At 35.4% G+C, this 15,301-nt stretch carries 13 protein-coding genes and 1 riboswitch; of the genes, 2 read left to right on the forward strand and 11 right to left on the reverse strand.

The window, feature by feature from the left end:
* Window positions 1-37: 37 nt before the first annotated feature.
* From nrdG to V7150_RS18145, 9 genes are all read right to left on the reverse strand, one after another.
* On the reverse strand, window positions 38-565 hold the full coding sequence (gene nrdG, locus V7150_RS18105; RefSeq protein ID WP_335521157.1) for an anaerobic ribonucleoside-triphosphate reductase activating protein: 528 nt from the start codon (window positions 563-565) through the stop codon (window positions 38-40).
* Window positions 562-2,433, reverse strand: a complete 1,872-nt coding sequence (locus V7150_RS18110; RefSeq protein WP_335521159.1) for an anaerobic ribonucleoside triphosphate reductase — start codon at window positions 2,431-2,433, stop codon at window positions 562-564. Before V7150_RS18110 ends, nrdG begins: the two co-directional genes overlap by 4 nt.
* 351 nt (window positions 2,434-2,784) lie before the next feature.
* Window positions 2,785-2,979, reverse strand: a riboswitch (cobalamin riboswitch).
* Window positions 2,980-3,321: 342 nt separating this feature from the next.
* Window positions 3,322-3,633, reverse strand: coding sequence for a PTS lactose/cellobiose transporter subunit IIA (locus V7150_RS18115; RefSeq protein WP_335521161.1), 312 nt, complete (start codon window positions 3,631-3,633; stop codon window positions 3,322-3,324).
* A gap of 11 nt (window positions 3,634-3,644) precedes the next feature.
* Window positions 3,645-3,953 (reverse strand): PTS sugar transporter subunit IIB, encoded by a 309-nt coding sequence (locus tag V7150_RS18120; protein ID WP_335521162.1) that lies wholly within the window; start codon window positions 3,951-3,953, stop codon window positions 3,645-3,647.
* A gap of 181 nt (window positions 3,954-4,134) precedes the next feature.
* On the reverse strand, window positions 4,135-5,484 hold the full coding sequence (celB, locus tag V7150_RS18125) for a PTS cellobiose transporter subunit IIC (RefSeq protein WP_335521164.1): 1,350 nt from the start codon (window positions 5,482-5,484) through the stop codon (window positions 4,135-4,137).
* 324 nt (window positions 5,485-5,808) lie between these two features.
* On the reverse strand, window positions 5,809-6,897 hold the full coding sequence (locus V7150_RS18130) for a DUF871 domain-containing protein (RefSeq protein ID WP_335521166.1): 1,089 nt from the start codon (window positions 6,895-6,897) through the stop codon (window positions 5,809-5,811).
* A 179-nt stretch (window positions 6,898-7,076) separates the two neighbouring features.
* Complete coding sequence (locus tag V7150_RS18135; protein ID WP_335521168.1) at window positions 7,077-8,984, reverse strand: BglG family transcription antiterminator; 1,908 nt, start codon at window positions 8,982-8,984, stop codon at window positions 7,077-7,079.
* A 251-nt stretch (window positions 8,985-9,235) separates the two neighbouring features.
* The gene (locus V7150_RS18140) at window positions 9,236-9,466 is read right to left on the reverse strand and encodes a hypothetical protein (protein ID WP_335521170.1); all 231 of its coding nucleotides are present in this window, start codon (window positions 9,464-9,466) and stop codon (window positions 9,236-9,238) included.
* 866 nt (window positions 9,467-10,332) lie between these two features.
* The gene (locus V7150_RS18145) at window positions 10,333-10,920 is read right to left on the reverse strand and encodes a TetR/AcrR family transcriptional regulator (RefSeq protein WP_335521172.1); all 588 of its coding nucleotides are present in this window, start codon (window positions 10,918-10,920) and stop codon (window positions 10,333-10,335) included.
* Window positions 10,921-11,083: 163 nt separating this feature from the next.
* Here V7150_RS18145 and V7150_RS18150 point away from each other — a divergent pair, with 163 nt between their 5' ends.
* Both V7150_RS18150 and V7150_RS18155 read left to right on the forward strand, forming a co-directional pair.
* A complete protein-coding gene (locus tag V7150_RS18150) occupies window positions 11,084-12,001 on the forward strand; it encodes an ABC transporter ATP-binding protein (RefSeq protein WP_335521174.1) in 918 nt (305 codons plus the stop codon).
* Complete coding sequence (locus V7150_RS18155) at window positions 12,001-13,605, forward strand: ABC transporter permease (protein WP_335521178.1); 1,605 nt, start codon at window positions 12,001-12,003, stop codon at window positions 13,603-13,605. The genes V7150_RS18150 and V7150_RS18155 overlap by 1 nt, the downstream gene beginning before the upstream one ends.
* A 399-nt stretch (window positions 13,606-14,004) precedes the next feature.
* Here the strand turns inward: V7150_RS18155 and V7150_RS18160 are convergent, their stop codons facing one another.
* Complete coding sequence (locus tag V7150_RS18160; RefSeq protein WP_335521180.1) at window positions 14,005-14,157, reverse strand: Arc family DNA-binding protein; 153 nt, start codon at window positions 14,155-14,157, stop codon at window positions 14,005-14,007.
* A gap of 13 nt (window positions 14,158-14,170) precedes the next feature.
* Entirely contained in the window at window positions 14,171-15,031 is an 861-nt protein-coding gene (locus V7150_RS18165) for an SPFH domain-containing protein (protein WP_335521182.1), read from the reverse strand.
* Window positions 15,032-15,301: the final 270 nt, after the last annotated feature.

The following is a 15,301-nucleotide window of genomic DNA, read 5'->3' on the forward strand; positions in this document are numbered from 1 at the left end:
TTAGGTGCGAAAGTTGAGTTATTTAGCTTTACTTTATTTATATAGTTGTACTTACTCTCCCAAAAAATAAATTTTCCAAAAGGCTAGTATTTTCATTTCTGCTGATATTTGTGATATTCGATAAATCGATAATGCGCTGATTACTACTTCCACGGAATTTTAAAGTTAAATCTCGTTCTGCCAGTATAAACGGACCATCAACAAGGAAGTCACAATAGCTGAGTAATTCATGTTTATATGGGTCATATGAAGCGAGAAGCTGCTCTAATGTGTAACCTGTATAAGCCCAAATATTTTTCCCTAGTTGTTTTAATTGTTTAGCTACTTTGCACACCTCTTCTGCTTGGAAAAACGGTTCTCCGCCCGATAAGGTCACATCTGTCAGAGGATTGCTTGCAACTTCTTCAACAACTTCTTTAACGGACATCTCAGTTCCATTTTTTATATTCCAACTCGCAGGATTATGGCAACCTTTGCAGAAGTGCGGACATCCGGCAAAAAAAACGACTGTACGTAATCCTTCACCATCAACAATCGAATCATGAATAATATTCATTACTCTCATTGATGTTTCACTCGTTCACTTTCCTCTGCAAGTTTTGCAGAGTTCCATCTTTTCATATTTCCAACCAAATAACCGGTAATTCTTCTGATTCGCTCTATTTTACTCTCATCCGAATTATGACAAATCGGACATTCATTATCGATAATTCCAGAATAGCCGCAGTTATCACAGCAATCAACCGGATGGTTGATTGCACCGTAGCCAATATCATGATCCGCCATCGCTTTAACTAAAATATCTAATGCTTTAACATTTTTCGAAACATCGCCATCGCATTCAATATAAGTTATATGCCCCCCATTACAAAGCTTATGGAAGGGGCCTTCTTTCTTAATTTTATCAATGGCTTTGATATTAAAGTTAACGGGGATGTGGAATGAATTCGTATAATATTTTCGATCGGTAACACCAGCAATTTTCCCGAAAACTTTTTGATCTTTTAAGGTGAATTTTCCGGATAAACCTTCTGCAGGTGTGGCAATCAAGGAAAAATTTAAATTATATAAGTCACTAGCTTGATTCATTTTTTTACACATATGCTCAACGATTTGATAACCTAACTGGTAGGATTCTTCCGATTCGCCATGATGTTTCCCTGTTAAAGCAACAAGTGCTTCAGCTAATCCAATGAACCCAACGCTTAATGTACCATGTTTGAGTACTTCTCCAACTTCACTGTCCGGTTTGAGGGTTTCACTATCTTTCCAAATGTGCTGACCATATAAAAAAGGAAAACTCTTTGCCTGCTTTTTAATTTGAAAGTCAAAACGATTTAATAATTGTTTAATTGCGATTCCAATATAATGATCTAATATCTTTAAATAATCCTCGCTATCCTTTGCAACAAAGGCTATTTTCACCAGATTAATCGACGTAAAGGACAAATTACCGCGACTAATACCATTCTCTTCACCATGTCGGTTTGCCATAACACGGGTCCGACAACCCATATAGGCCACTTCTGACTCCGGAGTGCCATCATAATATTGACTATTGAACGTAGAATCTATAAAACTAAAGTTTGGAAATAAACGTTTTGCTGTAGTCTCAAGGGCTAGCTGATATAAATCGTAATTTGGATCACCGAGTTCAAGATTAATCTCTTTTTTCATTTTAAAAATTTGAATCGGGAAAATCGGTGTTTCTCCATTTCCTAAACCGGCTTTCGTTGCCATCAGCATATTTTTCACAACCAAACGTCCTTCTTTTGTTGTATCGGTACCGTAATTGATGGAAACAAACGGAACTTGTCCTCCACCACGGGAATGCATAGAATTACAGTTATGTATGAAGGCTTCACATGCTTGAAAAATATCCCGATCTGTTTCTTTCCAAGCTAATGCTTCCATTTCTTCCTCAGTGTATAAAGTTGAATAGTTGCTAAGACGTCTCATATTTTTATGAAAAGTTTTAGCCACATAAGGTGCAAGGTCATAATCAAACATTGGATAACTTTGTCCGCCATGTTGCATGTTTTGATTGGATTGAAAAATAATTGCAGCTAAGGCCATGGCGCTGGTAATATCACTAGGTTCACGCATATACCCATGCCCCGTATTAAATCCTTCCATTAATACTTTTCCCAGTGGAATTTGGCAGCAGGTGGTCGTACCCGTTGGCATAAAATCAAGGTCATGGGGATATATAAAATTATCATCAATTGCCTTTCTTACATCTTCACTGAGCATCATTTGTTTTGCATAAAATTTAGCTATTTCTGAAGAAAATTTTGACATTTGCCCCATAGGAGACCCGCCATCCACATTGGCATTTTCTTGAATAAGATCATGATTACTTGCATAAACAATCTCATTTAACATATTTAAAGGAAAATCGTGAATTTCTTCGTTTTGAGTAGCTACTTTCATTTGTAATCTCTCCTACTACATTAGTTTTGAAAAATGAATATTAAAGTTCATCAAATCCGTTTAAGTTACTTACTTTCGTACATTGTCGAGAGTTTGTCCGAATTCCATGCTTTTAAAATTTTCTCTGTCATTAATCTGTCTGGATACTTAAGCCGCTAGATAATTCATCAATTACCAATAAGATTACATTTAGATCTGCATGATTGATTGTTAAAGATGACTTTTTTTCCTCCTTTTTATGAAAACGCAAAAAAACCGTTCATTCTCGGGATGAACGGCAAATAACGACAGAAAGACAATAAAAAAATATAGAAGTTTTTCCATCGTTTCACCTTCTTACACCCCGAAGAAAAGAAACTTCAAGTTTTGGCAGGTCTCCTGGCTTGTGCTTCATCCTACTATAGCCCTTCCCATATCGTCACGATAAAAGCAAGCGATACAGTGGTTTGCTAGTTCGTCCACACATACAGTTGCGGGGGCAGCTCCAGATTCTAACTGGATTCCCTTTTAAGACAGACATCTGTCACCATAACTTAAATCACTACATTTAGTATTTAATTAATATGTTTAACACTACATATCGTACTTTATCATATTAAAAACCAGATTTCAATATTAAAAGAGTACATGATGGTTATATATAATATTAGAAGAAATCCATAATGATAAAAGAAAATGGTCTAATGTTACTCGATATAATGGCCCGTTTGTTGAATAAGGAAGCAAATAGTCTCCCTGTTGGATATTTGTACATTCTAGTACAGCTGCAAACCATAGTCCCTTTTTAAAAGAGTCATTTTTGGAGATAGTACATAAATAGGGTGTGAAACTTTTTGATTCCACACCCTAAAACTTCATTTTCTCTATTTATTTCTTGTCAAATTGAAATCAAGCATGTAACTTCTCATATAAATCGACAAATTCCTTTGCCAAATCTTTTACGGTAATTGCGTTCATTAAGTGGTCTTGAGCATGGACCATTAATAATGACATTTCAATTTTTTTGTTTTTTACTTCCGACTGAATAAGGGAAGTTTGAATTCGATGGGCTTCGTTTAAGGCTGTGGCCGATTGTTCTAATTTTTCCTTAGCCTGTACAAAATCTCCCTTTTTTGCCGCAGCAATGGCCTCCATAGAACAACTTTTTCCGTTTCCTCCATGAAGAATAATTTGAAAAATAGTTTCCTCTAAGTTTTCCATTAATCTCGCCCCTAGTGATTCTTTATTAAGTTGATGGCTGTATTCAGAACTTCTAATCCGTTAAGAGTTCCATAATGAACTGGATTAATGGTTTCAACTGGTATATTTTTTTCATTTGCTAAACTCTTCATTTGTGGCAAAAGATACCGAACTTGTGGCCCAAGTAATAAAACATCAGCTTGATCAATTTGGGCTTTAACTGTATCTGCACTTACTGCCCAAATCTTACATTCTAACCCGTGCTCTTTCGCTGCAGCTTCCATTTTTGTTACTAGTAAACTGGTTGACATACCCGCAGAACAACATAATAAAATATTCATTATTTAATTTCCTCCAGCCTAATATCATTTAATAAAACGCTAAATGTTGTGAACTTTTTATTTTGAATTTCTTCACCATATTTAAGTAGGACGTCTTTTTTTCAATAAAATAATAGCAGTTAACCTATTCTATTGTTAAGAGAAATCTCCTGAGATTACATTACCGTCCAACAGTGAAAAATTATACTACCTTTTGTTTAGCGTTTACGTCCGTTGGTGAAACATTATTTTCTTCTTTATATTTTTGCTTATCCCATGCTCTAAAGAATGGATAATAAATAGCGAGAGATATAATGAAGTTGACTAATTGTATCACAGCACCGGATATTTTTCCGCCTGTTACCAGATATCCTCCAATAATCGGAGGTATTGTCCAAGGGACAGCAATACCTGCTGGTTGTGCTACCCATCCAAGTGACATAGTAATGTATGTGAAAATAGTTAGAACAATTGGTGTTAAAATAAACGGAATCATCATAATCGGGTTTAATACAATCGGCAAACCAAATACTAGAGGTTCATTAATATTAAATATTCCTGGTCCAATAGCCAACTTTCCTAATTGTTTCATTTGTTTACTTCGAGACCGGAAGAACATCAAAACCACTAGAGCAAATGTACAACCACCGCCACCCATATAGATAAGTGGTTCGAAAAATTGAAGCGTAAAAATATTAGGTAGTTGTTCTGCACCCTTTTCCAGGGCCAAGCGGTTTTCATCCATAAAGCCTAACCAGATTGGATTCATAACACTACCAACGATAGAAGAGCCATGCAACCCAAATGTCCATAATAATTGGATAATGAAAACGGCTACTAAGTTCCCTGTTAAACTGCCTCCTAAAGCACCAAGTGGCTTTCCTATTATTTCACTTACAACATTGTGTAAGCTATGAAAATCGGTTTGTTCTATAATTAGACGTAGTACCCAAACAAGAGTGACCACAACAAAACCCGGAATCAATGCGACGAATGATTTACTTACTGCTGGCGGTACCCCGTCAGGCATTTTGATAACAATTTTCTTTTGAAGGATATAACGATAAATTTCAGTAGAAAGAATCGCAATAATCATTGCAACGAACAGTCCTTTACTGCCCGTTAGGGAAGTAGGAATCCCACCTCCAACCATCACAGCTTCTTTTGCTCCATCTGGCAAGAATGGAACCTCATATGGAGTAGCCAGTAAAAAGGCAGTTACGGAAATCGCCCCAGCCGTCAGGGGATCAACACTGTACTTTTCTGCGAGTCTATATGCCACGCCAAATGCTGCAATCAGCGCCATTATATCAAATGTTGCACCTACTGGATAATTTAATTTTGCTTTCCAAGCATCTCCAAAGATACTGGCCATAAATTCAGGATATCCAGGTATCGGAAGGTTAGCAATTATTAAAAATATAGAGCCAATAATAATTAGCGGCATCGTTAAGACAAGTCCATCACGTAAAGATTGTAAGTGTCTCTGTCCCGCTATCCTTCCTGCAACCGGCATTACCTTACTTTCAATAAATTGCTCATATTTGCTCATTTTTCCACCTTTTTCCCTTTATTATTTAGATAAAGTTTAAGTTAATTAGATATATCAATTGCCATCAAAAGCACTATTAAATAACTCCAATCTCCTTCCCTTTTACGATTTAAATCATTTGCATCTCATCTGTAGCTTAATTATATTTTGAAAGCGATTTTATTTGTAAACAAACTTTTTCCGTTTGGCAACGGAAAAGGGTAATTTGGGTTTACCGCATTCCTAAGGTGCTTAGCCAACACTAAAAATAATAAACCACTTTCCAAAATTACAGGAAAGTGGCTTATTCAATATACTAAAATAATAAGTTGTAAATTCTATCAATTACTTTTCTCGAAGCCTAAACTTCCCCCAAGGTTCAATATATGAAATTAAAAATAGGTCTTCCTCTTTTATACGGGCAACCACATTTTTAAAATGGTCATGATTTGGCAGATCTTTTTTCACAATATTTAGTTCTGATTTGTATTGTCCAAATGAGTCATTTCCAATAGTAATATCGCCAAATTTCAGTTCATCAATAGTACTGTTTAAAGGAATAGATGCGTTTTTATATTTGGACCTTAGGTAAGAGGATCGAATTGTATAACTATTAATATCTCCCCGATTTAAATGTTGATTATTTATTGCAATTTCTCTTTCAAGCTTAGTAGCTGTTTCTAAAAAAGTAATATCCAGCTCCAACTGTTCTTGATTTAAAGCTGCTAAACGCTTTAATTCATCCTCTGAAGCGAAAGAATTAGCAATGATAATATCATCTATCAACTGTGTGGCAATTAGATGTTTTGCCTGCATCTCTATGTCCCAATCTCGATGCATTTCTAACGTACATAATCCATCTGTATGTGGATGCGGGCCGTGTATAGCATGCTGGGAGCCAACAAATGCGGCAGTTCGGATTCCTAGTTTTTTGTATTTCTTACTGCATTCAATAAAATAGTTATAGTCTAAACCTGTAAAACGTTGTGGATAGAAATTGTGACAGCCAATGATTTTCTTTTTATTCGCACTAAACGATATAATATTTTCTAAATAACCCGTATTATTACTAATATTAATTTCAATATCTAACTCTGTGGAATCATAGGTCATGAGTGATTCGGTTAAACCATCAAAATTTGCATCTAAGCGAATTCCAGTTGCACCCATTTTTTGGAAAAAAGATAAATCTTTAGAATCAATCCTTAACTGTTTAAAAACTTGCGGATTGACATCTAACACAACTTCCATCTGATGAAGTCTTGCCCGTTTTATAGCTGCTTTCATTTTCTCAATAGTTTCTTCTACTTTCTCTTCTTCAATCATCAATAAATTGGTAAAAACACGTTGAAACCCATATTTAGCCGCTAAATCAATATATTCGATTGTTTCTTTTGAATCTTCCTTATAAGGATAAATTGAGATACCGTACATGTAAAATAAGCTCCTTTCAAACGAACACTTCTATAACTTTACAGATTTCAGTCAATTGGATTTTTACTCCTTGTAAAGCTAATTACATTATATTTTGAAACCGTTTTTATTTATACTTTTTGTTTTTCCGTTGGTCAACGGAAAGAACTGTATCAAGGAAACCTCTAAATTAATTTCTCTTATTTCAAAATGTCGATAATTTCATTGACTGACTGGCTTTTTATTATCTTCTGAACGATAGCTTTATTTTCAATAACGGCAATCAATTTTTTATACATTTGATCTAAATCACCTTGTGAGTCCTTTTTTACATTTAATAGACAAACGAATTGCACCATCTGATTTTGGTGCCAGTGAATAGGGCGCTTCAGCGTACAAACCGTCCAGAAAGTCTCATCCGTTACAGGAGTCAAAGGGTGTGGAATAGCAACTAAGTTTCCAAAACTGGTTGGTGCCAAAGTTTCTCTTTCTAATACAAGGAATTGATAATCCTTGGGTACAAGCCCTTGTTTATATAATTCCTGACACATAAACTCAATGACAGCTTGCTTACTTCCCAAATCTTCATGGATAAATATCCGTGAATGATCTAAAAAAGATTGGTCTTTCTCTTGATGTCTAATAATATGCTTTTGGATATTTTGAATATCTTCTTCCTCTAAAAACGTGTTTATCACTTGAACAGGTACTCTAAAATCCCTATTGATTGGAATGGTACTAATGATAAAATCAATGGAAGATAAATTATAGTCGGATAATTTATAATAACTAATCGAATCGACAATTTCTAACTCCTGTTTAAATATATTTTTTAGCCTGTAATAAAGTAATTTTGCACTTCCTATCCCCGAGGAACAGACAATAATGACTCTTTTTACTGTTTTGTCAATAGTTTTCATTCGTTCCATTGCAACACTAATATGGATGGCAATATAGGCAATTTCATGTTCATCAACATCCATTGATAAATATTCTTTTATACACTTGCTGGCAGTTACCGCACCATCAAAGGCAGTAGGATATTTCCGCTTAATTTCATTTAAGAATGGATTTCTAATGTTCAGTCCAAATCTTAATCGGTTCATTGCAGGGCGAATGTGTAATGTTAAGGCCTGGATAAATTCCTTGTCACCACGAAAATCCCATTGAAGCTCAGTCAGCAATCTTTCCAACATACAGTCTACAATGCTTCCAACCTCATCAAAATCACTATATTCAGTTAACTCTTCTTTTTGTAATAGTTTGGTCCCTAACAAGTGAACGATTATATACTCAATTTCTGAGTCAGGGAAATTTAATCCTACTAGGGACTCAACTTTACGAATTACTTCATACGCTACAACTTTTTCGAATAAGTGTTTGCTTTGTAACTGATTATTTGTTTTTTCAATCACAAAACCTTCCTTAATCCTTTTGCATGCGATGGTAATGTGTGTAGCTAAATTCATAACAGATATATCGGACATTTCCATTTGAAATTCATTTACTTTTGTGATTAAAATTTCTAAGATTTTTTCATATAAGTCCTTATCTGCTACTTGAAATGAAAAACCTTCAACGCTTAAATCATTGTTTCGATTTAAGATGTAACTAGACATACATAATCTCTTCATATATTCGTCTCCTTCTACACGTGTTCCGTAGTAAGGGCGGTTGACTAACTCTAAATTATATTTTTTTAATATATCCCGGACTAATTTCAAATCATTTTGTATCGTTGTTTTCGATACATACATTTCATCTTCAAAACTTTCTAGTTTAATAAAATCTCTTTCCATTAAAAAACGTTTTAACATATAGATAACACGATTAATTTGCTCAAAAAAATCAACCTTTTGTTCCTTTTTCCATAGTTTTGATAATTTTTTATTAAACAAATCGTGATCGAAAGTTTCCAATTGATATCCTTTGCCGCGAATTGACTTTACCGATATACCAAATGAATTGGATTTCTGTTGAATCAGTTTAAACTCATTTCGAATTGTTCGATCACTAAGTCCTAATTTTTTGGCAATCCATTCAGCGGAAACTGGCTCATTTGTGTTGACTAACGATAAAAGAATTTCTATCTGGCGTTTCGTAAGCACCTTTATCCGTCCTTTCTTCTAGTTGTATTCTATTAGAACCTAAAAGGCCTTTAATACTTACTTTTTTAATATATATATCAAATATTAAATAGACTTACATCATGACTCATATATTTTTTCTGATGTCCTTTATTTATAAAGCCCAGGTTCAAAGTAAGGATTGAATTTCCAAGTAACCCTCATATTTTTCGTTTATATTATTTAATTTTAAACTACTATGTAAGAACGATTTTTTGTGGTGAAGCCCTGCATTATGGATGGCTAACTGGGTATGGGTATGACCCTTTATTAGAATGAACAAAATAATTTAGTGCGACCTCTTTAATCCCCGATTCGGAATCCTCAGCGTCCATACTGACTTTAACTTTATCACCAGAGGCTGCAGTAATTTTTTTCTGCCAAAATGCTTTTACATTTATCAAACTAATAGATAAAAAGAACACAAAAATAGATGATAAAAACATAAATATTGGTTTTGCCATCTTCAAACCTCTTTCTTATTCATAATTAAAGATTACCATATATTCAACCAATCGTTTGTTTTGGAGACAACTCTCGACAATTAATTCATGTATTTTGAGGGATAGACTCAGGACTGGAGCATATCTTCATTATTTTCAACCAATCGTTTGATTAGTGGGGAAAAGGCAGGGAATTAGTAGAGTGATGTAGGTGGAAAAGAAATTGATCCAAATTTGTGGAAAGCTGGGTTATTATCTGGAAAATTCTCTAGCGTCTTTCAACAATCTTCTTCCGTTATTAGTAATGAAAATTCATATAGATCAGCATTTGCAGCCGTTTTAACCAAACGATTAAATAGTATATCTTTTATGGAATTTTGTCATAAGGATGTCGGTTAGTGGTTTGAATAATACTAATTCCACTAACCATTTTTGCACTTTTAACAATATTTTCATGGGTTAGCGGGGAAAAGGATTATTTTTCGCGGCTTGAAGCCATTTTAATTAATCGTTTGTTTGAAAGGGAGGGGGCATGCTTTTTTGCCCTTCTTTGTCCGAATGAGCCCCGCTTTCAGACAATAGGGGAGAGTGGTCGAAGTTTGTTTGATTGAGGAATACGATAAAAAAACAGCTAAGAAACCAACTTAGAGATGCTTCAAGCTGGTTTCTCTTTTTTATGTTCGCTCATTCATCTGTTTAAGAAGAGTCTGGATCGGCTTTCCCCCGCGTTTCCATCAAAGTTTGGATAATATCAGCTTGTGCGGTTGACCGTTCCCAATCACTTTCACTTAATGTGCACAGCTTGTATAAAACTCTATGGCAAACAGTGACTGCGTAGTAGGCCTATTTCCAAGCTCAATCTCTACTTTCCAATTTGCTGATTCCGGTCAATTCTCTTTTTTTCCAACGATTCCATAAAAGAAAATCTTCATAATATCTTCGGTCAGAGGTAGTATTTTTTGATAAACTTCTTCCCGTTGTAAATATTGATTCAACGCTTGAATGAAAAAAATAATCGCTTCATTAGACAAATTCGGATCAACATATCCCTCTGCCTTTCCCTGGTTAAACAAATCAATAAAACGAGGAAGAGCCTTTTCTACATATAGTTTTTCAAAATAATCGTTACTGGAGGAATATTCCATCATTATATATTGATAAAAATCTTCATGGATCTGTTTTGCTTCTTCTTTCTTTGTAAACATCATCTGTTTTATCTTTTCAGGAAAAGTCATGTTGCTATGAAGAAGTTGTTCAAATTCATCCGACGCCTTGTCTAAATAATAAAGATAAACTTCATGCACTAAATTATGTTTACTTTCAAAGTATTTATAGATCGTTACTTGAGATACATTTGCTTTTTTAGCTATTTCAGCAATTGAAATTTTTTGTACACCATACTCCATAAATAATGCTAAAGCAGCCTCTAATATATTCTTTGTCTTTTGCTCCCTTCGCCGTTGAAACCCGTCCATATCTTTCACCTCATGTTAAGTTTAATAAAATTTATGTAATAAAACAATTAAAAAAGTTCATAACCTATTGTGAAGGAGATGCTTTTTGTATATTATGAACCATATAGATTAAAATATTTCATAACTTATTCAAAAATTTGGATGGAGAAGAGGAGAATAAAAAATGTCTGTCTTAAAAACATCGAATTTAACGAAAAAGTTTGGAAAGGTTACAGTTTTAAATGGCGTAGACATTGAAGTGAATAAAGGCGAAGTATTTGGATTCATTGGTCCAAACGGTGCAGGAAAATCAACAACCATTCGCATTCTGCTCGGTATATTAAAAGCATCAGAAGGGGAAGCGAAGATCTTTGGCATGGATGTCTGGAAAGATGCAGTTGAAATACACAAGCGAATTGCCTATGTTCCAGGAGATGTTAACTTATGGCCTAACTTAACAGGCGGGGAAGTAATTGATCTATTTGTGAAATTACGCGGAACAAATAATAAAAGCAGGCGCGAAGAACTAATTAAAAAATTCCATTTAGATCCTTCGAAAAAATGTAGAACCTATTCAAAAGGAAACCGGCAAAAGGTTGCCTTAATTGCAGCTTTTTCTTCTGACGCTGATCTTTATATTTTAGATGAACCAACATCGGGTCTGGATCCATTAATGGAGAGAGTTTTCCAGGAATGTGTGATGGAAGTAAAAAGAGAGGGAAAAAGCATTTTATTATCCAGCCACATTTTATCGGAAGTAGAAAAGTTATGTGATAAAGTGGCGATTATTCGACAAGGGCAGGTTATTGAAACCGGAACATTAAATGAACTGCGCCACTTAACCAGAACAAACTTACTTGTCGAAACGAAGGAGGCTTTATCTTCTTTACACGAAGTAAAAGGAGTTCATCATATCGAGAAGAAGGGTCAAACATATTCCTTCCAGGTAGATTCAGTGGAATTGGACAATGTAATGAAATATGTAAGTCAATTCGGAATCGTGAAATTAGAAAGCGCGCCGCCTACATTAGAAGATTTATTTATGCGTCATTATGAAGGGGCAGTAAAAACTTCCAATACAGGAGCTGGAGGTGCTTTATAATGTCAACACAGTTATACATCAATACAAGGAGACTCTCTCGATTAATACTTCGAAGAGATCGTATTCGTATTCCTGTTTGGTTACTTTCTTTATCCGTACTTACATTTATCGTTGCAAATGCATTTACTAGTTTATACTCAACAGAGCAAGAAAGACAAATCGCAGCCGAAACGATGAGGAACCCTGCCATAACAGCGATGCTTGGTCCAGGTTACGGCCTAGATAACTATACAAACGGAGCAATGATGGCCCATCAAATGTTACTTTTCACTGCTTTGGCTGTTGGGATTATGAGCATTTTATTTGTTGCACGTCATACACGAGCAGATGAAGAGGAAGGTCGAATTGAAATGATTCGCTCGATGCCTGTTGGACGGTTGTCAAATTTACAGGCATCCATCTTCGTTTCGGTTGGAGCAAATCTGTTATTAGCGCTAATCATCGGTTTTGGGTTATACGCTCTTGGAATCAAAAGCATGGATTTAGATGGGTCTCTTTTATATGGAGCAGCTTTAGGAGCGACAGGTATCATCTTTACCGCAATCACAGCATTATTCGCCCAGTTGACGGTGACATCACGAGGGACGATTGGCTTTTCCATCGCTATATTGCTCCTGTCTTATCTAATTCGTGCAATTGGGGATGTTAGCAATCAAGCACTCTCTTGGTTTTCACCATTAGGCTGGGTTTTAAGTTCGGAAGTATATGTGAATAATTACTGGTGGCCAATTTTACTAACAATCGGAGTGGCGCTTATTTTGGTTATCATTTCGCTATATTTGAATGCCATCCGTGATTTGGAAGCTGGATTCATACCGGCTAAGCCGGGCAGAAAATATGCCTCTTCCTTTTTACAAAGCCCGCTTGGTCTTGCGCTAAGACTTCAGCGTACTGGACTAATTGCCTGGGCAGTTGGGATGTTAATACTTGGAGCATCTTACGGGTCGGTATTAGGTGATCTAGAGTCCTATTTTTCCAATAATGAAATGATGGAAAAAATGTTAACACCAGCAGCAGGATTTTCGTTAACAGAACAATTTTTAACAATGTTGATGAAAATAATCGCGATGATTTGTACGGTTCCACCTTTAATGGCCATATTCAAGCTTAAAGGGGAAGAGAAAAATAATCGCACAGAACATTTACTAAGTCGTGCAGTGTCTCGTTCGAGGCTTATGGGGAGTTATTGTATTGTATCAATTGTAAGTACGTTTGTGATGCTGTCGCTTGCTGCCATTGGTCTGGGGGCAGTCGGGAATTCGGTAATGGAGGAAGGAATTCCTTTTGGCACGTTTTACAGTGCAGCAATGGCTTATTTGCCTGCAATGTGGGTCATGATTGGAATTGCAGTCTTGTTAATCGGTTTAGCACCAAAATTATCTAGTTTGACTTGGGTTTACTTGACCTATTCATTTTTCGTTATTTATTTAGGCGGTTTACTTCAGTTCCCAGAATGGATGGGGAAACTATCGCCGTTTGGTTATATCCCGCAGCTTCCTATTGAAGAAATGGACTTCATGAACGTTTCCATTCTGACAATTATTGCGATTGTTTTAATGGTTGTAGGTTTTATCGGATATAAAAAACGGGATATCCAGGGATAATTAAAGTTAAGAATTCATATTCGGAACATTATGCAAGCAATCATCACTCGCTAAGGAGTTCTTTCTGCAGGTTCCCGTGTTAACAATAACTTGTTTGTCATAAAGAGGAATAGTTCTAATTTTGTGAAAATTTAGGCTATTGTCTGGGAAATTCTCTTGCATCTTTCAACAATCTTTTTCTGTTATTTGTAGTGAAAATGCTTATAGATCAGTACCTGGTGCCGTTTTAACCAAACGATTAAATAGTATATCCTATATGGAATTTTGTCGTAAGATTGTCGGTTAGTGGAATTGTACTTACGCGGGTTTTAATAAAAATAGCCTGTATCAATAATTACTTAGTAATCTTAGATACAGGCTTAATAGTTATCCTTAAGTAAGAAACTTGGCGTCTAGTTATTACTTTTTTAATCTTCCTGCTTTTTTTGCAGCTTCTTTTAATATTACCTCAATTTGCGCATTAACACTTCTGAGCTCATCCTCTGCCCATTTTTCCAGTACTTCGTATAATTTTGGGTCGATTCGCAGCGGAAATGATTTTCTTTTACTCATTGATGACACAACCTTAATAAATACTTCCGGTATTGATAATTGGTTGTGTTCCTTTCTCGGAAACAATGGCAACCATTAGGTTATTGACCATTTGTGCTTTTTTCTCTTCGTCGAGCTCGACAATATCTTGCTCTGTAAGCTGATCAATCGCTGCTTTTACAAGCCCTACGGCACCGTCGACAATCACCTTACGAGCAGATAAAACAGCCTGTGCTTGTTGTCTTTGAAGCATGGCAGAAGCAATTTCGGAAGAATAGGCAAGATGCATGATCCGTGACTCAATGACATCCACCCCAGCCACATCGAGTCGTTTTTGTAAATCGAACATAAGAACATCAGCTACTTCATCGCTATTTTGACGAAGGGTTAAGGTGTTTTCGTTATTAGAGAACGAATCATAGGCATATGTGCTCGCAATATGACGAATACCAGTTTCACTTTGAATCTGGACGAATTTTTCATAGTTTTCTACATCATACAATGCTTTTGCTGCATCCCTGACTTTGTAAACAACAACTGCAGCAATTTCAATTGGATTTCCTTCTAAATCATTTACTTTTAGCTTTTCACTGTTAAAGTTCGTCACACGTAATGAAACGCTTCGTTTGAAAGTAAAGGGAATGGTTGCCCATAATCCCTGATCCCGGATGACACCGAGGTAGGTTCCAAAGAACGTTAATACTTTTGCTTCGTTTGGCTGAACAATAGTTAAACTCGTACCAATAATTAATCCTACAATTACTACGACTATTCCGGCTATTTTTCCCGCAATTGCTGCACCGTTAACGATTTGAAAAATTCCAAGACCAATACATAAAAGCGCAATGATCAGTGCTGCAAAACCATTCATTTTAAAAATTGATTTTTCTTTCATTTTAACCCCTCCCTATAAGTAAAAGTGATATAAAAGTGATATCACATTTATATCATAATACATTTTGTATAAAAAGTAAAATATTTGTTTTTTTACCAAATGAAACAGGTCGTTTATGAATAAAAACCCTAGTTCTGATTTGAACTCTAGATACATCAATCCATCTCGCTCATGTACATGTTTACATAGATGTTTTCGCTGATTTTGTACTGGAAAAATCGATGTAGATCCCTTTTACGTATGTGTTACCTAGGATTTTAAGTCAAAACA

The sequence above is a fragment of the Neobacillus drentensis genome (assembly GCF_036965245.1).
GTDB lineage: Bacteria > Bacillota > Bacilli > Bacillales > Cytobacillaceae > Neobacillus > Neobacillus drentensis_G.

Excerpts from the sequence above, each read along its gene's own strand:
- nrdG (WP_335521157.1), bottom strand. The coding sequence starts at position 565 with ATGAGAGTAATGAATATTATTCATGATTCGATTGTTGATGGTGAAGGA.
- V7150_RS18110 (WP_335521159.1), bottom strand. The coding sequence starts at position 2,433 with ATGAAAGTAGCTACTCAAAACGAAGAAATTCACGATTTTCCTTTAAAT.
- V7150_RS18115 (WP_335521161.1), bottom strand. The coding sequence starts at position 3,633 with ATGGAAAACTTAGAGGAAACTATTTTTCAAATTATTCTTCATGGAGGA.
- V7150_RS18120 (WP_335521162.1), bottom strand. The coding sequence starts at position 3,953 with ATGAATATTTTATTATGTTGTTCTGCGGGTATGTCAACCAGTTTACTA.
- celB (WP_335521164.1), bottom strand. The coding sequence starts at position 5,484 with ATGAGCAAATATGAGCAATTTATTGAAAGTAAGGTAATGCCGGTTGCA.
- V7150_RS18130 (WP_335521166.1), bottom strand. The coding sequence starts at position 6,897 with ATGTACGGTATCTCAATTTATCCTTATAAGGAAGATTCAAAAGAAACA.
- V7150_RS18140 (WP_335521170.1), bottom strand. The coding sequence starts at position 9,466 with ATGGCAAAACCAATATTTATGTTTTTATCATCTATTTTTGTGTTCTTT.
- V7150_RS18145 (WP_335521172.1), bottom strand. The coding sequence starts at position 10,920 with ATGGACGGGTTTCAACGGCGAAGGGAGCAAAAGACAAAGAATATATTA.
- V7150_RS18150 (WP_335521174.1), top strand. The coding sequence starts at position 11,084 with ATGTCTGTCTTAAAAACATCGAATTTAACGAAAAAGTTTGGAAAGGTT.
- V7150_RS18155 (WP_335521178.1), top strand. The coding sequence starts at position 12,001 with ATGTCAACACAGTTATACATCAATACAAGGAGACTCTCTCGATTAATA.
- V7150_RS18160 (WP_335521180.1), bottom strand. The coding sequence starts at position 14,157 with ATGAGTAAAAGAAAATCATTTCCGCTGCGAATCGACCCAAAATTATAC.
- V7150_RS18165 (WP_335521182.1), bottom strand. The coding sequence starts at position 15,031 with ATGAAAGAAAAATCAATTTTTAAAATGAATGGTTTTGCAGCACTGATC.